18 protein-coding genes and 1 tRNA gene are annotated in these 22,108 nt (G+C 65.8%); 11 read left to right on the forward strand and 8 right to left on the reverse strand.

Annotated elements, in window-relative coordinates; translation table 11 throughout:
* Window positions 1-126: 126 nt before the first annotated feature.
* The 5 genes from U1R88_RS18350 (at window position 127) to U1R88_RS18370 (ending at window position 8,775) form a co-directional block, all read left to right on the forward strand.
* On the forward strand, window positions 127-1,344 hold the full coding sequence (locus U1R88_RS18350; protein WP_322432542.1) for a nitrate/nitrite transporter: 1,218 nt from the start codon (window positions 127-129) through the stop codon (window positions 1,342-1,344).
* Between the two features lie 25 nt (window positions 1,345-1,369).
* The gene (locus tag U1R88_RS18355) at window positions 1,370-2,605 is read left to right on the forward strand and encodes an NAD(P)/FAD-dependent oxidoreductase (RefSeq protein ID WP_322432543.1); all 1,236 of its coding nucleotides are present in this window, start codon (window positions 1,370-1,372) and stop codon (window positions 2,603-2,605) included.
* Window positions 2,605-4,368 (forward strand): NirA family protein, encoded by a 1,764-nt coding sequence (locus U1R88_RS18360; RefSeq protein WP_322432605.1) that lies wholly within the window; start codon window positions 2,605-2,607, stop codon window positions 4,366-4,368. Before U1R88_RS18355 ends, U1R88_RS18360 begins: the two co-directional genes overlap by 1 nt.
* Window positions 4,365-6,005 (forward strand): sulfite reductase subunit alpha, encoded by a 1,641-nt coding sequence (locus tag U1R88_RS18365; protein ID WP_322432544.1) that lies wholly within the window; start codon window positions 4,365-4,367, stop codon window positions 6,003-6,005. Before U1R88_RS18360 ends, U1R88_RS18365 begins: the two co-directional genes overlap by 4 nt.
* A gap of 73 nt (window positions 6,006-6,078) precedes the next feature.
* Window positions 6,079-8,775, forward strand: a complete 2,697-nt coding sequence (locus U1R88_RS18370) for a nitrate reductase (RefSeq protein ID WP_322432545.1) — start codon at window positions 6,079-6,081, stop codon at window positions 8,773-8,775.
* Between the two features lie 158 nt (window positions 8,776-8,933).
* Here the strand turns inward: U1R88_RS18370 and U1R88_RS18375 are convergent, their stop codons facing one another.
* On the reverse strand, window positions 8,934-10,625 hold the full coding sequence (locus U1R88_RS18375) for a GMC family oxidoreductase (RefSeq protein WP_322432546.1): 1,692 nt from the start codon (window positions 10,623-10,625) through the stop codon (window positions 8,934-8,936).
* Window positions 10,626-10,862: 237 nt separating this feature from the next.
* The gene (locus U1R88_RS18380; protein ID WP_322432547.1) at window positions 10,863-11,501 is read right to left on the reverse strand and encodes a tetratricopeptide repeat protein; all 639 of its coding nucleotides are present in this window, start codon (window positions 11,499-11,501) and stop codon (window positions 10,863-10,865) included.
* A 381-nt stretch (window positions 11,502-11,882) separates the two neighbouring features.
* Here U1R88_RS18380 and U1R88_RS18385 point away from each other — a divergent pair, with 381 nt between their 5' ends.
* The 3 genes from U1R88_RS18385 (at window position 11,883) to U1R88_RS18395 (ending at window position 13,698) form a co-directional block, all read left to right on the forward strand.
* Window positions 11,883-12,542, forward strand: coding sequence for a 50S ribosomal protein L21 (locus U1R88_RS18385; RefSeq protein ID WP_068283368.1), 660 nt, complete (start codon window positions 11,883-11,885; stop codon window positions 12,540-12,542).
* A 120-nt stretch (window positions 12,543-12,662) separates the two neighbouring features.
* A complete protein-coding gene (gene rpmA / locus U1R88_RS18390; RefSeq protein ID WP_068283371.1) occupies window positions 12,663-12,932 on the forward strand; it encodes a 50S ribosomal protein L27 in 270 nt (89 codons plus the stop codon).
* Between the two features lie 130 nt (window positions 12,933-13,062).
* On the forward strand, window positions 13,063-13,698 hold the full coding sequence (locus tag U1R88_RS18395) for a GNAT family N-acetyltransferase (RefSeq protein WP_322432548.1): 636 nt from the start codon (window positions 13,063-13,065) through the stop codon (window positions 13,696-13,698).
* On the opposite strand, the gene U1R88_RS18400 is transcribed toward U1R88_RS18395, so the two are convergent.
* The 4 genes from U1R88_RS18400 to rpmB form a co-directional block, all read right to left on the reverse strand.
* Window positions 13,634-14,311 carry a FecR family protein gene (locus tag U1R88_RS18400; RefSeq protein ID WP_322432549.1) on the reverse strand — a complete coding sequence of 226 codons (678 nt, stop codon included), beginning with the start codon at window positions 14,309-14,311 and terminating at the stop codon, window positions 13,634-13,636. The genes U1R88_RS18395 and U1R88_RS18400 overlap by 65 nt on opposite strands.
* Before the next feature lie 277 nt (window positions 14,312-14,588).
* On the reverse strand, window positions 14,589-14,864 hold the full coding sequence (locus U1R88_RS18405; RefSeq protein ID WP_068283375.1) for a hypothetical protein: 276 nt from the start codon (window positions 14,862-14,864) through the stop codon (window positions 14,589-14,591).
* A 334-nt stretch (window positions 14,865-15,198) separates the two neighbouring features.
* Window positions 15,199-16,197 carry a TerC family protein gene (locus U1R88_RS18410; RefSeq protein WP_322432606.1) on the reverse strand — a complete coding sequence of 333 codons (999 nt, stop codon included), beginning with the start codon at window positions 16,195-16,197 and terminating at the stop codon, window positions 15,199-15,201.
* Between the two features lie 249 nt (window positions 16,198-16,446).
* Entirely contained in the window at window positions 16,447-16,737 is a 291-nt protein-coding gene (rpmB, locus tag U1R88_RS18415; RefSeq protein ID WP_068283377.1) for a 50S ribosomal protein L28, read from the reverse strand.
* 325 nt (window positions 16,738-17,062) lie between these two features.
* On the opposite strand from rpmB, the gene U1R88_RS18420 reads away from it, so the two are divergent.
* Window positions 17,063-17,138 (forward strand) — tRNA-Thr (locus U1R88_RS18420).
* Between the two features lie 43 nt (window positions 17,139-17,181).
* On the opposite strand, the gene U1R88_RS18425 is transcribed toward U1R88_RS18420, so the two are convergent.
* Window positions 17,182-17,724 carry a hypothetical protein gene (locus tag U1R88_RS18425; protein WP_322432550.1) on the reverse strand — a complete coding sequence of 181 codons (543 nt, stop codon included), beginning with the start codon at window positions 17,722-17,724 and terminating at the stop codon, window positions 17,182-17,184.
* A 165-nt stretch (window positions 17,725-17,889) separates the two neighbouring features.
* On the opposite strand from U1R88_RS18425, the gene U1R88_RS18430 reads away from it, so the two are divergent.
* A complete protein-coding gene (locus tag U1R88_RS18430; protein ID WP_322432551.1) occupies window positions 17,890-18,066 on the forward strand; it encodes a hypothetical protein in 177 nt (58 codons plus the stop codon).
* Window positions 18,067-18,119: 53 nt separating this feature from the next.
* Window positions 18,120-19,439 carry an MFS family transporter gene (locus tag U1R88_RS18435; RefSeq protein ID WP_068283384.1) on the forward strand — a complete coding sequence of 440 codons (1,320 nt, stop codon included), beginning with the start codon at window positions 18,120-18,122 and terminating at the stop codon, window positions 19,437-19,439.
* A gap of 200 nt (window positions 19,440-19,639) precedes the next feature.
* Here U1R88_RS18435 and U1R88_RS18440 read toward each other — a convergent pair whose 3' ends face one another.
* Window positions 19,640-21,952, reverse strand: coding sequence for an NADP-dependent malic enzyme (locus U1R88_RS18440; RefSeq protein ID WP_322432552.1), 2,313 nt, complete (start codon window positions 21,950-21,952; stop codon window positions 19,640-19,642).
* Window positions 21,953-22,108 lie beyond the last annotated feature (156 nt).

The following is a 22,108-nucleotide window of genomic DNA, read 5'->3' on the forward strand; positions in this document are numbered from 1 at the left end:
GAAAAGCCCGGCGTCCATTGATGGACGCGAAACGGCAACGCCGCCGAACGATTCCTGCTGCCTTTCATCGGCAGGAATCGTTCGGCGGCTTTTTGTTTTGGCGCATTCAGCACGCGGAACACGACGATGCAGACGCGGGACTTTCTCAAGGCCGGACACTGGCCCACCCTCTTCGCCGCCTTCTTCTACTTCGACATGAGCTTCATGGTCTGGGTGATCCTCGGGCCCCTCGCCGTGCAGATCGCCGGCGACCTTCACCTCGATGCCGCCCAGAAGGGCCTGATGGTGGCACTGCCCGTGCTCGCCGGCGCCTTCCTGCGCGTGGTCAACGGCTTCCTGGTCGACTATCTCCGGCCCAAGCTCACCGGCATCCTGGCACAGCTCGTGGTGATCGCCGGGCTCGTCGGGTTCTGGGCCGTGGGCATCGGCTCCTACAGCCAGCTGCTGTTTCTCGGCCTCATCCTGGGCATGGCCGGCGCATCCTTTGCGGTAGCGCTACCCCTCGCCTCGCGCTGGTATCCGCCGCACTATCAGGGCATCGCCCTGGGCATCGCGGGCGCCGGCAATTCCGGCACGGTGTTCGCCGCCTTGTTCGCGCCGCTGCTCGCCACCATGGTGGGCTGGACCAACGTCATCGGCCTTGCCGCCATTCCATTGGTGGTGGCTCTCATCGTCTACCTCGCCTGCGCCAAGGACAGCCCGAACCAGCCGCCGGCCAAGTCCTTCGGCGAATATGCCAGGATCCTGCGCCAGCCCGACGCCTGGTGGTTCATGTTCTACTACGCCGTCACCTTCGGCGGCTTCTCGGGCCTCGCCTCCTCGCTCGGCTTCTATTTCAACACCCAATACGGGCTGGATGCCGTCACGGCGGGCTATTGCACGGCGGCCTGCGTGTTCGCCGGCTCGCTGTTCCGTCCCATCGGCGGCGCGGTCGCCGATCGCTTCGGCGGGATCCGCGTTCTCAGCGTGCTCTATGCCGTCGCCGCCGTCGCCTTGATCCTGGTGAGCTTCGGCTTCGCCCAGCTCTGGCTCGGCCTCGGTATCCTCGTCATCGCCATGCTCGCTCTGGGCATGGGCAACGGCGCGGTGTTCCAGCTCGTGCCGCAGCGCTTCCGCGCCGAGATGGGCGTGATGACCGGGCTGGTCGGCATGACGGGCGGCGTCGGCGGCTTCTACCTCGCCTCGAGCCTGGGCCTCTCCAAGCAGTTCACCGGTACCTACCAGGCCGGCTTCCTGATCTTCGCCGTGCTGGCGGTGCTGGCCCTGGCTGCGCTCACCCGCGTCAAGCGCCGCTGGCGCACGACCTGGACCATCGAGGACGGCACCGCCACTGCCAGAATCTGAAACGGTTGGATCAGAGGATCGAGACATGACGGAAAAGCTCCTCATCATCGGCAATGGCATGGCCAGCGTCAGGCTGTGCGAGGAACTTGCCACCCACGCGCCCGGCCGGTTCGAAACCACCGTCGTCGGCGCCGAGCCACGGCCGGGCTACAACCGCGTGCTGCTCTCGGCGCTGCTTGCCGGCGATATCGGCCGGGACGGCATCAATCTGCGGGACGAAGCCTGGTATGGCGCCCAGGGCATCCGTCTGCTCACCGGGCAAACCGTCGCCGGCCTCGATCCGGCAGCCCGCACTGCCCATCTCGCCAATGGCACCGCCCTGCCTTTTGATCGGGTCGTGCTGGCAACCGGCTCTTCGGCCATCCGTCTACCGATCCCCGGCATGACCCTGCCGGGCGTGACCACCTTCCGCGACCTCGCCGACCTGCCGGCCCTGCAGGAAGCAGCCCGTCTCAACCGGCGCATCGCCGTGATCGGCGGCGGACTACTGGGCATCGAGGCCGCCTATGGCCTGGCCAAGGGCGGGGCCAAGGTCACCCTCGTCCATGTCATGGACCGCCTGATGGAACGCCAGCTCGACCGGCGGACCGCTGCCTTCCTCAAGCGGGCGGTGGAGCGCAAGGGCATCCGCGTCCTGCTCAATGCCCAGACTCAGGAGGTCGCGGGCGACGACAAGGCCGAAGCCCTCGTCTTCGCCGACGGTTCCCGCCTGCCCGTCGATAGGGTGGTCGTGGCCGTGGGCGTGCGCCCCGCTATCAGCCTCGCCAAGGACGCCGACCTGCCGGTCGGCCGCGGCATCCTGGTGGATGACGGCCTAGCCACGGTGGTGCCTTTCATCCACGCCATCGGCGAATGCGCCGAGCATCGCGGCCAGGTCTACGGCCTGGTCGAGCCCGCCTATGAGCAGGCGCGCGTGCTGGCACGCCGCTGGGGCGGCGACACCAAGGCCGCCTATGAGGGCACCGCTTTGTCCACCAACCTCAAGGTCTCCGGCATTCCGGTGTTCTCCGCCGGCGACTTCCTCGGCGATAACAATGACGACATCCTGCTGGAGGATCGCGGCGCCGGGCTGTGCAAGCGCCTGGTGCTGAAGGACAACCGCCTAATCGGCGCCGCCATGGTCGGCGAGGCCGAGGATGCCGTCTGGTACAAGGACCTCATCCGGCGGGGCAGCGACATCTCCACCATCCGCGAGAGCCTGATCTTCGGCCGCGCCTTCTGCGAAACCGTCCCGTCGCGGGTATTGAGGGAGGCTGCATGATGGGCGGCGACTTTACCTCCGACCAGAAACGCTATCTCGAAGGTTTCGTCTCCGGCATGCAGGCCGTTGGGGGCGCCAAGTCGGTGCCCGCTGCAGCGTCACCAGTCCCGATGGGCCCGGACGCTACGCATCTTCAGGCGCAGGATGCCGTGACCGCCGGCGGTGGCAAACTTGTCGACCAGGAGAAATGGAAGCGGGCCGAACATCCCTTCGACGCCTATCCCCGCCTGAAGGCCCAGGCCAGGGACAACGCCTTTCCCAAGCCCGAGGACAATTTCCGCTGGCGCTATTTCGGCCTGTTCTATGTCGCGCCTGCCCAGTCGAGCTACATGGTGCGGCTGCGCATTCCCAACGGCATCCTCAACCATTGGCAGTTCGCCGGCATGGCCGATGTCGCCGAACGTATGGGCGGGGGCTATGCCCATGTCACCACCCGGGCCAATCTGCAGATCCGCGAGGTGATGCCGGACAATGCACCCCGCGTGGTGGAAGCCATCCAGGATCTCGGCCTGTGCTCACGCGGCTCCGGGGCCGACAACATCCGCAACGTCACCGGCTCGGCCACCGCCGGCATCGATCCGCAGGAACTTGTGGACACCCGGCCGCTGGCCCGCGAATGGCACTACCACATCCTCAACGACCGTTCGCTCTACGGCCTGCCGCGCAAGTTCAACGTCGCCTTCGACGGCGGCGGGCTGATAGCCACGCTGGAGGAAACCAACGATATCGGCTTCCAGGCCGTGCGCGTCGACGGCGAGATCTGGTTCCGCCTCGTCCTCGGCGGCATCACCGGCCATCGCGACCTCGCCCGGCCGACCGGCGTATTCTGCAAGGCGGAGGAATGCTGCGCCATCGCCGATGCCATCGTGCGGGTGTTCATCGACAAGGGCGACCGCACCAACCGCACCAAGGCGCGCATGAAATATGTCCTCGATGCCATCGGCTTCGAGACCTATCTGGAGGCGGTGGAGGCCAAGCTCGGCCGCACGCTCACCCGCCTGTCCGAGGACGGGGCCGAGCCCCGGCCCGCCTTCGACCGCCTGGCCCATATCGGCGTGCATCCGCAGAGCCAGCCGGGCCTGAACTGGATCGGCGTCACCCTGCCCGTCGGCCGGATGGATGCCGGCCAGATGCGCGGCCTTGCCGCTATCGCCCGCGATTTCGGCGATGGCGACATCCGCCTCACCGTCTGGCAGAACCTGCTGATCTCCGGCGTGCCGGATGGCAAGGTCGCGGACGCCAAGGCGGCGATCGAGGCGCTCGGTCTCGACTGGAAGGCGACGTCGCTGCGCGCCGGCCTGGTGGCCTGCACCGGCGCTACCGGCTGCAAGTTCGCCGCTGCCCATACCAAGGAACATGCGCTGGAGATCGCCGACCATGTCGATGCCAGGCTTGCAGATGCCAGGGTGGCCCTCGACGTGCCCGTCAATGTGCATCTCACCGGCTGCCATCATTCCTGCGCCCAGCACTATATCGGCGATATCGGCCTGATCGGTGCCAAGGTGACCCTCAACGAGGAAGGCGACCAGGCCGAGGGCTATTCGATCGTGGTCGGCGGCGGCTATGGCGACCAGGCCCGGATCGGCCGCGAACTCTGGAAGGAGATCCGGGCCGAGGATTGCCCCGGCAAGGTCGAGGGGCTGCTGCGCGCCTATCTCGAACGCCGCGAAGGACCGGCGGAGAGTTTCCAGGCCTTCACCACCCGGCATGAGCCGGAAGCCTTGCGCGGCCTGGTCGACGACAGGGAGCTTGCCGGCGCATGAACATGATCGCCATCCCGCCCCAGCGTTCGCTCATTCCCGAAGGCGCCCCCTTCAGCCCGGAGCAGAGAGCCTGGCTCGACGGCTTTTTCGGTGCCGTCCTCGCCGCCCAGAGCGGCATGGCCGCTGCCGACCTGCCGGCCTCCGCTGCCACCGTGCCCGAACGGCCTGCCGGCCCCACTTTGGCCGACAATGACGAGGCACCCTGGCACGACCCGAGCATGGGCCTCGACGAACGCCTCGCCCTGGCCAAGGACAGGCCGCTGGCCCCGCGCCTGATGGCGGCGATGGCCCAGCAGGATTGCGGCCAATGCGGCTACAACTGCGCCGACTATGCCAATGCGCTCTTCCTGCGCAAGGAAGAGCGCCTCACTCTGTGTGCGCCCGGCGGCAAGGAGACCGCCCGCATGCTCAAGGCTCTGGCGCAGGAGATCGGGCACGGCGGCACCGCTTCTCCTGCAAGCCCTGCCGCGAAGGCCGAGGAGGCTCCGACCGAGGTCAGCCAGCCCCCGGCTGCTGCCGGCCTGCCCGGCCGCTCGCGCGACAACCCGGTCGCCGCACGCTTCCTCTCGCGCCGCCGGCTGAATGGCGAGAAATCCGCCAAGACGACCTGGCATGTCGAATTCGACCTGTCCGAGAGCGGGCTCGATTATATCGCGGGCGATAGTTTCGGCATTGTTCCCAGGAACCAGGCGGGCCTTGCCGACCAGATCATCGCTTTGCTCGGGGCCCGACCCGAAGCGCTGATCGACGGCAAGAGCCTGCGCGACAGGCTGATCGAGGATATCTCGCTCGGCACGCCGCCCGACAGCCTGTTCCAGCTCCTGTCCTATCTCAGCACCGGCGATCTGCGCCGCAAGGCCCGGGCACTGGCCAATGGCGAGGATCCGGACGCAGATGCGGCAACGCTCGACGTGCTCGCCGTGCTCTACAAGTTCCAGGGCATCCGCCCCGGCGCCGAGGCTTTCCTCGAGGCCCTCGATCCCCTGCAGCCCCGGCTCTACTCGATCTCCTCCTCGCACAAGGCCAATCCGGGTCGGATCTCACTTACCGTGGACACGGTGCGCTACCGCATCGGCGCGCGCGACCGGCTGGGCGTCGCCTCGACCTTCCTGGGCGAGCGCATCGCCGAAGGCGAGGCGCTCAAGGTCTATGTGCAGAAAGCCCACGGTTTCCGCCTGCCGGAGAACAGCGAGACGCCGGTGATCATGGTCGGGCCGGGCACGGGTGTCGCCCCGTTCCGCGCCTTCCTGCAGGAACGCCAGGCAGAGGGCGCCGGCGGGCGCAACTGGCTGTTCTTCGGCCACCAGCATCGCGACCATGACTTCTTCTACGAGGACGAATTCGCCGCCATGCGCGAGAGCGGCCTGCTCACCCGCCTGTCGCTGGCCTGGTCGCGCGATGCCGAGGGCAAATTCTACGTGCAGGACCGCATGCGCGAGGTCGGTGCCGATCTCTGGCGCTGGCTGGCCGAGGGCGCCCATTTCTATGTCTGCGGCGATGCCAAGCGCATGGCGCGCGACGTCGAGCGCGCTTTGGTCGACATCGTGGCGCAGTGGGGCGCCCGCTCCACCGAGGAAGCCGCCGGCTTCGTCAACGGGCTGAAGAAGGCCGGCCGCTACCAGGCCGACGTTTATTGAGGGGCGGTGCGATGAAGCAGGCGGAACGCAGCGCTGCACCCCTCTTGCCCAAAAAGGCGCGGAGACCCTACCCATGAACGTCTCCATGCCCGCCCCCGATCCTACGACGATCGAGCCCGCCCCGGTACCCGTGCGCACCACCTGCGCCTATTGCGGCGTCGGCTGCGGTGTCGTCGCCACCGCCGACGGCAAGGGCGGCGCGGCCATTGCCGGGGATGCCGCCCATCCCGCCAACCAGGGCCGTCTCTGCGTCAAGGGCGCGGCGCTCGGCGAGACGCTGGCCACCGGCCATCGCCTCCTTCATCCCACCATCCACGGCGTGCGCACCACCTGGAACCGCGCCCTCGATGCCGTGGCCAAGGGATTCAGGGACACGATCGAGCGCCATGGCCCCGATGCGGTGGCGCTCTATCTCTCCGGCCAGTTGCTGACCGAGGACTATTACGTCGCCAACAAGCTGATGAAGGGCTTCATCGGTTCGGCCAATGTCGACACCAATTCCCGCCTGTGCATGGCCTCCACCGTGGCCGGCCATCGCCGCGCCTTCGGCGCCGACATCGTGCCGGGTTGCTATGAGGATCTCGACGAGGCCGATCTCGTGGTCCTCACCGGCTCCAACACGGCCTGGTGCCATCCCGTGCTCTGGCAGCGCATCGAGCAGGCCCGCAACAGGCGCGGCACCCGCATCGTGGTGATCGATCCCCGCCGCACGGTGACCGCCGACAGCGCCGACCTGCATCTTGCCGTGGCGCCGGGCATGGACGCCGTTCTCTTCGCCCGCCTGCTGGTCGAAATCGCCGAAAAAGGCGCCGTCGACGCAGGCTATCTCACCCGCCACACCGACGGGTTCGAAGCCGCCCTCGCCAATGCCCGTGAGATCGCGCCCAGCCGCGCCGATGCCGCCGCCCGCTGCGGCCTCAGCGAGCAAGCTCTCGCCGCCTTTCTCGACTTGTGGATCGAGACCCCGCGCGTGATCACCTGCTTCAGCCAGGGCATCAACCAGTCGGCCCAGGGAACCGACAAGGTCAACGCCATCCTCAATGCCCATCTCGCCGCCGGCCGCATCGGCAGGCCGGGCTGCGGCCCCTTCTCGCTCACCGGCCAGCCCAATGCCATGGGCGGGCGGGAGGTGGGGGGGCTCGCCAACCAGCTCGCCGCCCATATGGGCTTTTCGCCGGACGAGGTGGATCGCGTCGGCCGCTTCTGGCAGGCCTCCCGCATGGCCGAAAAGGAAGGCCGCAAGGCAGTCTCGATGTTCGAGGTGATCGAGCGCGGCGAGATCCGCGCACTCTGGGTGCTCTGCACCAATCCCGCCGCCAGCCTGCCGCGCGCCGACGCCGTGCGGTCAGCCCTGCGCCAGCTCGATTTCCTCGCCGTCTCCGAGGTCAGCGCCCATGTCGACGGCCTCACCGATGCCGCGACCGTGGTGCTGCCCTCGGCTGCCTGGGGCGAGAAGAACGGCACCGTCACCAATTCCGAACGGCGTATCTCGCGCCAGCGGCCCTTCCTGGCGCCCCCCGGCGAGGCGCAGCCCGACTGGTGGCAGATCTGCGAGGTCGCCAGAAGGCTCGGCCATGACAAGGCCTTCGATTTTGCCTCGCCCGCCGCGATCTTTCGCGAGCATGCCGCGCTGTCGGCTTTCGAGAATGACGGCGCGCGCCTGTTCGATATCGGCGGTCTCGCCGATCTCACCGACGAAGCCTATGATACGCTCGAACCCGTGCAATGGCCGCTGCCATCGGGCCAAGACGCCGGCACGCAGCGCCTGTTCGCCGAAGGCGGCTTCGTCCATGCCGATGGCCGCGCCCGCCTCGTCCCGCTGGCACCGCCGGCACTGGCCACCGAGCCCACCGCCGAACATCCGCTCCTGCTCAACACCGGACGGGTGCGCGACCACTGGCACACCATGACCCGCACCGGGCTCAGCCCGCGCCTGGCCCAGCACCGCAATGCCCCCTTCGTGGAAGTGCATCCCGCCGACGCCGAGCGCTTCGGCCTCAAGGACGGTGCCTTTGCCGCCGTGAGCACGGGCGAGGGCCGGGTCGAACTGCGCGTGATGGTCACCGACAGCCAGCAGCCCGGCTCGATCTTCGCGCCGATCCATTGGACCGATGCCAATGCCGCCCGCGCCCGCGTGGGTTCGCTCGTGCATGCCCGCACCGATCCCGTTTCCGGCCAGCCCGATTCAAAGACGGTGCCGGCTTCGATCCGGCCCTGGGCGATGCAGGCGGAAGGCTTCATCGCCTCGCGCCGCCGCCTGCCCCTGCCGGCCTGGCTCAGCCACGCCCGCATGACGGTCGCGGATGGCGAGATCGTCCATTTCGCCAGCCCGCGCGCGCCGGCAGCGCTGCACGACCTCCTCTCGAACTGGCTCAATCTGTGGACGAGCCCGCTGCACCAGCGCAATCCCGCCGCCGACCTCTATCGCTCGGCTTCGCTCGTGGACCATCGCCTCGAGATCCTGCTTTCCACCGGCCCGCGCCGGGACGAGGACGGCGCAGCCTGGGCCACGGACCTGCTCGCCCGGGACCGGATCGACGCTGCCACCCGCCGTTTCATCCTCGCAGGACGCGCACCCGATCCGGGCATCCGCCCGAGCCGCCAGGTCTGCGCCTGCTTCGGCATCGACCAGGCCCGCATCGAGGCGGCGGCACGCAGTGGCGCCGGCAGCGTCGAGGCGATCGGCGCGGCCTTGAAGGCCGGCACCAATTGCGGGTCCTGCCGGCCGGAAATCCGCAAGATCCTGGAAGGCTGCCGTCAGCCGGCTTGAGCAAGCGTCAGCCTCGTGGCAGAGACAGCCCGGCATCGGGAAGGAGGCGGACGAGACGTCCGCGGTCCCAGCCGCGCTGCTTCCTGCGCGAGCCTGTCATGATTTGCGGCTGAACCACCGCGGCTGGGACCGCGGACATCCTGTCTGCCCTGTCTTGTTCACTCGCCCCGGGCGATCCAGCGTGCCGCCTTTTCCGCAATCATCAGGGTCGGCGAATTGGTATTGCCGCTGGTGATCGCCGGCATCACGCCGGCATCGACCACGCGCAGGCCTTCGACGCCGCGTAGGCGCAGATGGCTGTCGACCACGGCCTCGGGATCATCGGCCCGGCCCATCCGGGTGGTACCGACCGGGTGGAAGATCGTGCTGGCGATATCGCCAGCCAGGCGCGCCAATTCCTCGTCGCTCTGGAATTCGATGCCTGGCTTCCATTCCGCCGGCTTGTAGGGGGCCAGCGCCTTCTGGCTCACGATGTTGCGGACATGGCGCAGGCTGTCGGCGGCAACCTTGCGGTCCTCCTCCGTCGAGAGATAGCTGGGCGCGATGGCCGGCGCCTCGCCTGCCCGGTTGGAGCGGATGCGCACGCTGCCCCGGCTGGTTGGATTGAGATTGCACACGCTTGCCGTGAAGGCCGGGAAATCATGCAGCGGCTCGCCGAAGGCGTTCAGGCTGAGGGGCTGCACGTGATATTGCAGATTGGCATGGGCACGGCCGGGGTCGGAGCGGCTGAAGGCGCCGAGCTGGGAGGGTGCCATGCTCATCGGCCCGCTGCGGCGGAGCATGTATTCGAGGCCGATGCCCATCTTGCCGGTCAGGCTGCTCGCCAGCGTGTTGAGCGTGCGGGCCCCTTCAATCTTGAACACGGCCCGGATCTGCAGATGGTCCTGCAGGTTCTCGCCGACGCCTGGCAGATCATGCACGACCTCGATGCCGTGCGACTGTAGCAGGCCGGCCGGGCCGATGCCGGAAAGCTGCAGGATCTGGGGCGAGCCGACCGCGCCGGCCGAGAGGATGACCTCGCGCTTGGCCTGGATTTCTACGAGCTCGCCGCCGCGCCTCAGCGCCACGCCGGTGCAGCGCTGCCGCCCATCGTCGCCGATAGCAAAGGTCAGGCGCTCGACCTCAGCCTGTGTCCACACGGTGAGATTGGGACGTGCGCGCGCCGGCCGCAGGAAAGCCTTGGAAGTGTTCCAGCGCCAGCCGGCCTTCTGGTTGACCTCGAAATAGCCGACGCCCTCATTGTCACCGCTGTTGAAATCCTCGGTGCGCGGCACGCCGGCCTGCACCGCCGCTTCGGCGAAGGCATCGAGGATATCCCAGCGCAGGCGCTGCTTTTCGATGCGCCATTCGCCGCCATGGCCGTGCATGTCGGAAAAGCGGCTGTTATCGCCGGTAGCGGGATCGGCACCGCCATCGAGGCGATGGTGATTCTCGTGGGCCTTGAAGTCGGGCAGGCTGTTCGCCCAGCTCCAGGCCTCGTCGCCAGTCGTTGCCGCCCAGCCGTCATAGTCGCGGGCCTGGCCGCGCATATAGATCATGCCGTTGATGGAGGAGCAGCCGCCCAGGGTCTTGCCGCGCGGATAGCGCAGCGAGCGCCCGTTCAGGCCGGGCTCGGCCTCGGTCTGGTAGAGCCAGTCGGTGCGAGGATTGCCGATGCAATAGAGATAGCCGACCGGGATATGGATCCAGGGGTAGTTGTCCGGCCGCCCCGCTTCCAGCAACAGCACCTGCCGGCTGGGATTGCTGGAGAGCCTGTTGGCCAGAAGGCACCCGGCCGAGCCGGCTCCCACCACGATGAAGTCGAAAGGACCCGCCAAGGAGCTGGCCTGCTCAGCCTTGCCGCGCGACATGCTTCCACCCTCGATATTTCAGCCACCAGTCATAGCCGGGCTTGCCGCTGCTCTCCAAACGGAAATGAAGGGAGCCGGCGCGGTGCAGGCGGCGAGTCAGGAGGGAGTGAAGCCCCGCCGGCTACCGCGACGAAAACCGGCAGGGCCACACCCGCACAAACCCCTTCGAGGGGAAAGGGGTCTGCACACTTTGCTTGTCGATCATGCCGGAGGCTATTTCCGGCGGAACAGCAGCGATCAGATGCCTTTCTCGATCGCCTCGTTCAGGTCCTGATATTCTTCGCAGCCGGTACCGCAGAGCGTCTTGATGGTGTCGAGCTGCTGTTTGGCCAGATCGAGCCGACCCTTGATGACATAGGCCTCGCCCAGATATTCGCGGACCTGTGCGTATTGGGGATCGGCCGCCACCGATTTCAGATAATAGCCGATGCCCTCGTCGGTCCGGCCGAGCTTACGCGTGGCATAGCCGCGATAGTTGAGAGCCTTGGCGGTATTCGGATCCTTGAGCAGATCCAGGACCTGCAGCGATTCGTCATAGCGGTCGGCCTTGGCGAGCACCCAGGCATAGTTGGCCATGTCGTCATCGGGCAGCGCTTCGGATTTCAGCTTCAGGCAGGCTTTCTTGCGGGTGCTCCAGACCTGCCCGCGCGGACAGGTGGTCATGTCGGTGATCGGCTTGCCGTTGGTGACCCCGCCTCCACCGCTGGAGCCATTGCCGCCTCCCCCACCGCCGGCGCCGCCGCCGGAACCACCGCCACCGGAACTGCCACCACCACCTCCGCCGCCCGCAGCGAGGGCCGCACCCGCGGCCAACATGAAGGCTGTCGAAAGAACGGTGACCGCCAGGCGGCGCGTCGAGGATCGGATAAAGGACATGATGTCTCTCCCTTGCATGGATGCCGGGAGAACACATGGAGCGGGATATTATTCGCCGGCGGGCTGTACTAGGTCGCCGGCCGGTTCGGCATTTCCGGGCAACCCGCTGACCAACCCCGTCGGCGCCGGCCGCTCTTCCAGGAAAATGCACCTTGCTTTCCTTGACTCTACGGCTCACGCCTGTATAAGCCACGCCAGCGCGCGGCCTTTGGGCCGCGTGCCTTTTTTCGTGGCCGTTCATTCTCGCAAGGAAGGACGGCGAATATCAACGACTGGAAAAGCCGGCCGCTGCGGGGACTTTGCTCAGGCAAGGACCCGATCCGTTTCGTTTCCCTTCAGGGAAGCAAGGCGGGCGAAAGCCGGGTCCGAACGAGGAAAAACATGTTCGCGGTCATCAAGACGGGCGGTAAGCAATACCGCGTTAATCAGAACGACGTTCTCCGGGTCGAGAAGCTCGACGCCAAGGTTGGAGAAGTCATCGTATTCCCCGAAATCCTGGCCGTTGGCGGTGACGCCGGCCTGACTTTCGGTACCCCCACGGTTGCCGGTGCTTCGGTTGCCGCCGAGGTTGTTGAGCATGATCGTGATGACAAGGTCATCGCTTTCAAGAAGCGCCGCCGGCAGAATTCGAAGCGCAAGCGCGGCCATCGCCAGCACCAGACCGTGGTGCGGATCGCCGAGATCCTCACGGGCGGCGCCAAGCCTTCCAAGGCCGCTGCTAAGCCCGCCAAGGTTGCCAAGGACGAGGCTCCCGTCGCTGCCGCCGCCGTTCCGGCTGGCGATCTCGACGCTTCCAACCTCTCGCTGATCTCGGGCGTCGGCCCGACCATCGAGAAGAAGCTGCGCGCCGCTGGCATCAGCAGCTGGAACGACATCGCCGCCTGGACCGATGCCGACATCGCCAAGTGGGATGAAGAGCTCTCGCTGCGCGGCCGCGCCACCCGCGAAGAGTGGGTCGAGCAGGCCAAGGAGCTTCTCGCCGGCAAGCCGCCGCGTGCGAAGGTCGACCAGGCCGAGCAGGCTTCCGGCAAGGACCTCTGAGCCGGTTTCGGAGGGACGGGGTCGACAACAGCCCGGCTTTCGGGCATTGTCGCCCCCAATTGATGGATTTCACCGCCGTGTCACAGCACCGGCGTAGATAGAATTCGAGGAGTTATCGCCATGGCTCACAAAAAAGCAGGCGGTTCGTCGCGCAACGGTCGTGATTCGGCCGGTCGTCGCTTGGGCGTGAAGAAGTTCGGTTCGGAAGCCGTCGTCGCTGGCAACATCATCGTGCGCCAGCGCGGCACGAAATGGCATCCGGGCGTCAATGTCGGCATGGGCAAGGATCATACCCTTTTTGCACTTACCGACGGCCGAGTGGACTTCCGCACCCGAGCCAACGGCCGAATTTACGTCAACGTCGCCACGACCAAAGTAGCAGCAGAATAATCCCGGCGGGTCAGAAGCTCCGCCGGCTCCACTGGACCGGCGGACCTGAAAAGACCCCAATTGGGACTCCAGGTTGACGCAGGGGCGGTGGAGAAATCCTTCCGCCCCTTCTTCTTGCCAGGAGCCCATCATGCCCCCTTACAAGTCTCTCCCGGCCACGACCATTGCCTCGATCGAGATCGAGACGCTGCGCCTCGTGCTGCGCAAGCCGCATCAGGGCGACGTGCCGAGCATGGCGCGCCTCGCCAATGATTCGGCCGTAGCGCTAATGACGGGGCGCTTGCCCTTCCCCTATGGCGAGACCGACGCCGAAACGTTCGTGCGATACCAGGAAGAGGCTCGCAAGACCGGCAAGGAACTCGCCTTCGCGATCGAATGCCGCGACAGTGGTGCCTTCCTCGGCTGCATCGGCTTGCGCTTTCCCAAGCGCGAGAGCGCGGAGATCGGCTATTGGCTGGGCAAGCACCATTGGGGCCAGGGGCTGGCGACGGAAGCGGCGCGGGCCCTGATCGACCATGGCTTTTCGACCCTGCCGATCGCCACGATCACCGGCGAATGCCGGGTGATCAACGAAGCCTCGCGCCGGGTGATGGAAAAGTGCGGGCTGCGCTATGTCAATTCCGGCCTGCAGCATGCGCCGGCCCGCGGCGGTGCCCTGCCGATCGATCGCTTCAGTCTGGCCCGCCCCGACTGGGCGAGCTTCAAGGCTTGGGTGCCGGCCGTGGTCCGCGAGGCACCGCCGCCGCTGGCGGAGCTGACTCCATAGAGGCCCCGCCGATCACGGATGCTTCCGCCTGGGCGATGCGCAGCGTATTCCAGCTCGTCGGCTCGGACGGCGCCTGCCTGGCATTGACCAGGTTGGTGCCGAGGCCATTGGTGAGGGTCACCTGACCGCCCTTGGTGGCGACGGTGACCACGCCATGCTCGACGAAGACGCCGAAGACGCCTTCACTGGGGCCGGCGAAAAACTTTGTGCCGCGGGCGGCGATCAGGCCGAACGGCGTGGTGACGTTGAGCGGGCCGGAAGGCTGGTTGTCGGGCCGGTCGAACAGCATCGCGCCGCGCTCCAGCACCAAGTCGCCCCCTCGGTCCACCAGGAATTTGTCGATGCGCACCCGCGTGCGCTCACCCAGCGACAGCCGGGTGGCGTCGCCCAGCCGCGCCGCCAGCCGGGCGCCCTCCCCCGTTGCCAGCATGTCGTCGATGAAAACCGGCTCGCCGACCTGAAGGGCGCGTTTCTCGCCCCTGAGCTGCCCCGTGGTCTGCCCCGTGACAGCCAGCACGGTGCCGGCCTCGACGATCTGCATTGCCGAGGCGACACCCGGCCGCAGCCCGGCAAGGGCCAGGCCGGCAAGCACGGTACGGCGGTGAATCAACATGATGACGCTTCCTTGTCCCTATCCGTCCTGGGGCGGAAAGCCACGAAACACAATCCTTGTCCGAATGCCATAGGCCAAGGATTCCGTCTGGGCCGTGACAAGTGGCACGTGGCCAGCGCCGGCTCCAATCCAGATCGAACCCAACGCCGCAGAAAACCTCTAGAGCATTTTGCAATTCGGCAGAAGCGCCCGGAATCGCAAATATGCATCGAACCCGGTTTCGAGATCGGGTTCGATGCTATGGGGCAAAGCCGTTTTCGGTCCAAATGCGCTTCGTTTAGTAGCCGCTGCGCTCGCAGACGCGCTGGCGCCGCTTGACGTAGCGCCCATAATAGTCGTCATACACCCGCACGACGCGATAGTAGCAGCGGGGACGATATTGCCGGCGATAGCCGCCGCCATAGTCGTCATCGTCATAGCCGCCGCTGTTGTATCCGCCGCCACCATATCCCCCACCGCCATATTGGGCGGAGGCCGGCAGCGGCGCCAGGGCGGCCGCGCCCAGAACGGCGCCCAGCAGCAGATAACGAAGCTTCAGGCCGGAAATCGTCATCGCAGTTCTCCTCGCTCGAACACGATTCCGAAAAGCAGGGCCCGGCAAGCCGTGCGGGCAGGCTTTCGGATGATGATTGCTCAAAAGCGCTGCCTGTCGGGGGAGAACCCGCACGAAACCATTCCGGCCACGCCGCTTGGCATGGCCTCTGCCTTGTTTTCCCCCCGGACGGGAACGGATCGCAGGATCCGTCCCGGCGACGCTGACCGGCCCCATTGCTCCGCAAAGAGCAGACGAACCCGATCAAGCCATCATCACGCCGTCACTCTAGCCCGTCTGTTCCCGCTGAAACAGCTCAACTTTTGCGGGAGTTGCCCTTTCTTCTCTACCGTCGTCAGGAGGAAACGCTCGAGTTGTCCTGGCCCCGCGTCTTCCAGAGCGAGAAGACGATGCCGCCGACGATGATCGCAACGGTCACGATCAGGGCGAGCGCCGGATCGACCTTGCCGACGAGATGGCCCCAATAGATCTTGCCGCCGATGAAGACGAGGACGAGGGCCAGCGCATATTTGAGGTAGTGGAAGCGATCGATCATCGCTGCCAGAGCGAAATAGAGCGCTCTCAGGCCGAGAATGGCCATGATATTGGCAGTGTAGACGATGAAGGTATCGGTGGTGATGGCCAGGATGGCCGGCACCGAGTCCACGGCGAAGACGATGTCGGCGACGTTGATGACGATCAGGGCCAGCAGCAGCGGCGTGGCATGCAGCAATTTCCGGCCCGTGGCGTGGTCCGGCTGGCGCACCACGAAGCGGCTGCCATGCAGCTCATCGCTGATGCGCATATGGCGACGCAGGAAGCGCACCAGCCCGTTTTCCTTGAACTCGGCATGGTCGTCCGAGGCTACCAGCATGCGCAGGCCCGTCAGGATCAGGAAGGCCGCGAAGATATAGAGGACCCAGCCATAGCTCTGCACGATGCTGGCGCCGGCCGCGATCATGATGCCACGCAGCACCACGGCGGCCAGGATACCCCAGACCAGGGCGCGATACTGATAGGCCGGCGGCACGGCGAAGTAGCGGAAGATCAGCGCGATGACGAAGACATTGTCGATCGACAGAGACTTCTCGATGAAATAGCCGGTAAAATAGTCGAGCGCCGGGCTGGTGCCGTCCGGCCTGGTATCCATGCCCCACCAGATGGCACCACCGAAAGCCATGGCGATGGCGATATAGACGGCCGACAATTTGAAACTGTCGGCGACACTGAGCACCTTGTCGTCGCGGTTGAGCACGCCGAGGTCGAAGGCGAGCAACAATGCCACGAAGGCGAGGAAGGCCAGCCACATCCAGGTCGGCTGGCCGGCAAAATCGGAATACAGGAAATCGAGCATCATGCCGGACCCTTTTGCTTCGAGAACATCGAAGCCGGCTCCGACATCGCGTCATGCAGGGCATGCGCCAGAGGGGCCCGGTAACCGGCGCTCTCAAATCGCCGAAACGGGCCTGTCCCGTCAAGGGGAGGTCACATTAAGCTTTGCTCATCTGGAGCAGGACGGGCTGTAGTCGTCCCGTGAGCACCCGGCAATGAAAAAGGCCGGAGCGCAAGGCCCCGGCCCGAAAAGTCAGTTATGCGACCAGCCTTAGTGGGCAGTCGTCATTTTCTTTTCGATTTCGCGCTTCAGGCGCAGGGCCGGCGCGGTAAGCTCGTGGCTGGAAGCCTTGATCAGCCAGGCGTCGAGGCCACCATTGTGCTCGACGGTACGCAGGCCGGCCGCCGAGACGCGCAGGCGCACGGAGCGGCCGAGCACGTCGGAGATCAGCGTGACGTTGTGCAGGTTCGGAAGGAACTTGCGCTTGGTCTTAACGTTCGAATGGCTCACCTTGTGGCCGGTCTGAACGCCCTTCTCGGTCAACGAGCAACGGCGGGACATCTTGTCTATCCTTCTCGATTCGGAACGGCGCCGCTGCAGCGGGGCCAGGGCAGATCCGGAAGAACCTGCCGGTGTTAAGAGGGTCCGGCAATCCTGCATGGCTTGCGCCGGCAGAATCGCTTGGGCAAAAAGAAAACCGCCACCCCAGAATGGGGGCGGAACCTCCCGCCAAAATTTGTGTGGGTTGCTATAGTCGGGAGCTTGTGCCGCGTCAAGAGTTTGACTCTAAACTTGGGACGCATGCGCGAGAGGGCTTGCCTTCCGCTGTGCTTGCCTGTATCAGGGCGGCGCATCCGTAAGGATCGCCTTCTGAAAGACCGTTGGCGCCGCTTTAGCTCAGCCGGTAGAGCACATCATTCGTAATGATGGGGTCGCGTGTTCGAGTCACGCAAGCGGCACCACTCTCAGCCTCACACCGATCGTTCGCTTTGTCAGGACTGACGTTCAATTCCACATTTCAGGATAAAAGGCCGGGCAGACGCAATGCCGGCTGGTGCGCGGCGGATCGATCAGGCGACCCGCCAGCGGTGCGAGCAGCGTCTCGACCTGCTCTGCTGAACGAATGGTCGCTTCCCTGACCTCGTAGGGCGCATCGGGGTCGCTCAGGCTGATTTCCAATCGATTCGCCCGCGCATGGACATGGACGGGCTGCCCAGCCAGTTGGATATGGCCAGGCTGGCGGATGCCCTTGGTTCCGGGCACGACGGAAGCAAAGCTCTGATAGGCCTTGGCCGTGTAGGCAACGCCCGGCACCGGTTGGGGAGAGCCGGGCGCAACGGCGTCCAGCACAATCCCCAGGCCAGCGCAGACATCCACCAGGCCGGCCTCCGCCTGCAGCGCAATCGCCACCAGCAGTTCGTCTCCGTCATTGGCATGGCCGCCGACAGCACGGCAGAAGCGGAAATAACGCAGCCTTCGCGCCCATTGCGCGATCTCCTGCCGGTCATGGCGCTCGAACAGATAGCGGTTCCAACGATCGTCGCTCATGCGCGTGCAGGTCCCCTGCCAAAGTCCTCGGCACAGCTTCTCGATAGTGCTCCTTCGTGGCCGATATCGAGAAGCTCTGCAAACATTCAAGATCCTGCAGCTTCCCCCACCCCGTCATACCGGCCGTCACCAGCACATTGGTTGCCCTGCCAGGAGGCAGGACGGATGGAGCGCCACGGCACCGCGATTGAGCGCGATCCGGTCTTTGCCATCCAAAAACGCCGGGGACGAGATGATGGATCTGGCTGGCGGTTCCGTCGAAGCATCCACGCCTATCTCGGCATCCAGCCCCCTGCCCTTCGGGAAAAATGGCTTGCCCGGATCAGCAAAGCCACAGCATGATCACAATTGCCTTAAAAGGCGTACTAAAGACAAGATCAGTCAGGGGGAGACATATGAGTAGCACCGCGGCCGTGGCGGCAGTAGACCCACATGATACCCGTCGACGGGTGATGGCGATCGTCGGCTCATCTTCCGGAAATCTTGTCGAATGGTTTGACTTCTACGCCTATGCGTTTACGGCACTCTACTTTTCGAGTGCCTTCTTCGGCTTCATCAAGAATGCCGAGCCGACCACCCAGCTCCTCTACTCCTCGGCCGTCTTCGCCATCGGTTTCCTCATGCGGCCGATCGGCGGCTGGCTCTTCGGTTGGATTGCCGACCGCTATGGCCGCAAGAACTCGATGATGATCTCGGTCCTGATGATGTGTGCCGGATCGCTGGCGATCGCGCTGCTGCCGACCTATGCCACGGCGGGCATCCTGGCACCGATCCTTCTCCTCGTCTGCCGGATGGTCCAGGGCCTGTCCGTGGGCGGCGAATACGGAACCTCGGCGACCTATATGAGCGAGGTTGCGCTCGCCGGGCGGCGCGGCTTCTTCGGTTCTTTCCAATATGTGACGCTGATCGGCGGCCAGCTCCTCGCCTCGGCCGTCATCGTCATCCTCGAACTCGCATTCAGCGACGAGCAAATGCGGGCGTGGGGCTGGCGGATTCCCTTCGTTGTGGGCGCTTGCGCCGCGGTCGTTGCCTTCTACCTCAGGCGCTCCCTGCACGAGACCTCGTCGGCGGAGACACGCGCCCGCAAGGAAGCTGGCTCGCTCGTCGGCCTGCTGCGCCGGCATCCGCGGCCTTTCCTGACCGTGATCGGCTACACGGCCGGTGGCTCGCTGATCTTCTACACCTTCACCACCTACATGCAGAAATATCTGGTCAATACGGCGCACATGGCCAAGGAGACGGTCAACGTCACCATGACGGCGGTGCTGTTTACCTATATGTGCATGCAGCCCCTCTTCGGCGCGCTTTCCGACAGGATCGGGCGGAAATGGTCGATGATGCTGTTCGGCGGCCTCGCGACGCTCTGCACCGTGCCGCTCCTGACGGCCATCGGCAGCGTTCAGAGCCCGATCATGGCCTATTTCCTGGTGGTGGCGGCACTCGCGATCGTGTCCTTCTACACCTCGATTAGCGGGCTCGTGAAAGCCGAGATGTTTCCGGCCGAGGTCCGCGCGCTTGGAGTCGGCCTCTCCTACGCCATCGCCAATGCCGTCTTCGGCGGTTCCGCCGAGGCAGTAGCGCTTGCCTTCAAGGATGCCGGCCATGAGGCATGGTTCTTCTGGTACGTCACGGCGATGTGCGCGATTGCCTTCCTCACCGCCCTCACCATGCTCGCCAACCGGCCGACCTATCTGGCGGGCGAGGGCACGGAATAGGCCCCTATGGCCCCGTGCCGCAAAGCGCGAGCAGGTTTTCGGTGAAAACGAGGGGCAATGGCGCCAGATCTGCGTGATGGCGCCATCGGCAACCAGCCTGAGCTTCCGCCCGCTCGCCGGTGCGGTCCCCAGGAGGCATCCTCGATGCCTCTTGGGATTGTCCATGACGCCGAACAGACCGAGGGGCCGGCGCGCCTCGTTCACCCGCCGATATTGGCTGCTGCCAGCACCGCCATGTTGACGAGATCGGTGTCCTTGGCGGCCAGCGGCACGATCTGCACCGACTTGTCGAGGCCAACCAGGATCGGGCCGATCACCGTGGCCCCGCCGAGCTCCTGCAGCATCTTGGTGGCGATCGAGGCCGAGTGGAAAGCCGGCATGATCAGCACATTGGCAGGCCCTGACAGGCGGCAGAACGGATAGAGCGCCATGGCCTCGCGGTTGAGCGCGACATCGGCCCCCATCTCGCCGTCATATTCGAAATCGACGCGCCGGCGGTCGAGAATACGCACGGCATCGCGCACGCGCTCGGCCCGCTCGCCCTCGGGATGGCCGAAAGTGGAATAGGCCAACATGGCCACGCGCGGCTCATAGCCCAGGCGCTTGGCCACCGAGGCCGCCTCGATGGCGATGGCAGCCAGCTCCTCCGAGGTCGGCATGTCGTGCACGGCGGTATCGGCCACCAGCACCGTGCGCCCGCGCGCAATGGCGATGGAAAGGCCGAGGACGCAATGGCCGGGCTTGTCGCTGACGACGCGCCTGACGTCCTCGAGGGCGATCGAATAATTGCGGGTCAGGCCGGTGACCATGGCGTCGGCATCGCCCATCGCCACCATGCAGGCGGCGAAATGGTTGCGGTCGATCGAGGCCAGGCGCACGCAGTCGCGCATCAAATAGCCCTGGCGCTGCAGCCTGTCATAGAGATATTGCGCATAGGCATTGGTGCGCGGCGAGATGCGGGCGTTCTGGATCACCATGCCCTCGCGCAGCTCGACGCCGGCAAAGGCGGCGGCGGCCTCCACGCGATCCTCGCGGCCGACCAGGATGGCGGTGCCCAGCCCCTGGTTGACGAAGGACGCGGCAGCGCGGATCACCGCCTCCTCCTCGCCCTCGGCGAACACCACGCGCTTGGGCGAACGGCGGACCCGGTCGAAGATGCCGGCCAGCGTGCCGGCGACGGGATCGCGGCGGGCCGAAAGCGCGGCGCGATAGGCAACGAGATCGGCGATCGGCTTGCGGGCGACACCGGTCTCCATCGCGGCCTTGGCCACGGCCACCGGCACGCGCGTCATCAGGCGAGGATCGAACGGGGCGGGAATGATGTAGTCGCGGCCGAAGCGCGGCCGCGCGCCCTGATAGGCGCTCGCCACCTCGTCCGGCACCTCCTCTTGGGCAAGCTCGGCCAAGGCCTGGGCTGCCGCCACCTTCATCTCCATGTTGATGGCCGTGGCATGCACGTCGAGCGCGCCGCGGAAGATATAGGGAAAGCCCAGGACATTGTTGACCTGGTTGGGGTAGTCGGAGCGGCCGGTGGCGATGATGACGTCGTCGCGCACGGCGTGGGCCTCGTCCGGCGTGATCTCCGGATCGGGATTGGCCATGGCGAAGACCACCGGATTGGGCGCCATCGAACGCAGCATCTCGGTGGTGAGGGCGCCCTTGACCGACAGGCCGAAAAAGACGTCGGCGCCGTCGAGAGCCTGCGCCAATGTGCGCCGGTCCGTCTCGGCGGCATGGGCGGATTTCCACTGGTTCATGCCATCGCTGCGGCCTTTGTAGACCACGCCCTTGGTATCGCAGAGCAGGACGTTGTCCGGCGCAAAGCCCATGGCCTTGACCAGCTCGACGCAGGCGATGCCGGCCGCCCCGGCGCCGTTGACCACCAGGCGGGTGGAGTTGATGTCGCGCCCGGTCAGCTTCAGGCAGTTGAACAGGCCGGCGGCAGCGATGATGGCGGTGCCGTGCTGGTCGTCATGGAAGACCGGGATGTCCATCAATTCCTTGAGGCGCTGCTCGATGATGAAGCATTCCGGCGCCTTGATGTCTTCCAGGTTGATACCGCCGAAGCTCGGGCCGAGATAGCGCACCGCGTTGATGAAGGCATCGGCGTCCTTGGTATCGATCTCCAGATCGATCGAATCGACATCGGCAAAGCGCTTGAACAGCACGGATTTGCCTTCCATCACCGGCTTGGAGGCCAGTGCGCCGAGATCGCCGAGACCGAGAATGGCGGTGCCGTTGGAGATTACCGCCACCATGTTGCCCTTGGCCGTATAGTCATAGGCCAGCGCCGGGTTCTCCGCGATCGCCCGCACAGGCACCGCCACGCCCGGCGAATAAGCGAGCGAGAGGTCGCGCTGCGTCGCCATCGGCTTGGTCGGTACTACCTCGAGCTTGCCTGGCTTGCCTTGGGCGTGGAAGGCCAGGGCCTCCTGATCGGTGAAGCTGGGGCGGGCTTGATTGGAGCGGACCGGGGTCGAGCCGACTGGGCGCGGCGGTTTCTTATCCGTCATTGCGGGGGCGTTTCCATTATCAGGGGAACCGACCCTAAGCACAATTACGGGCTTCGTCCACGGACGATGCCGCGAAGGCCGCCGTTCCTGCGGCTTCTGCTAGGAAAGAAAAAAGAGCAGGAACCGCGCTGCCGGCCCATGCGGTTCGCTGGGATA

The sequence above is a fragment of the Labrys sedimenti genome (assembly GCF_034424805.1).
Classification (GTDB): Bacteria; Pseudomonadota; Alphaproteobacteria; order Rhizobiales; family Labraceae; genus Labrys; species Labrys sedimenti.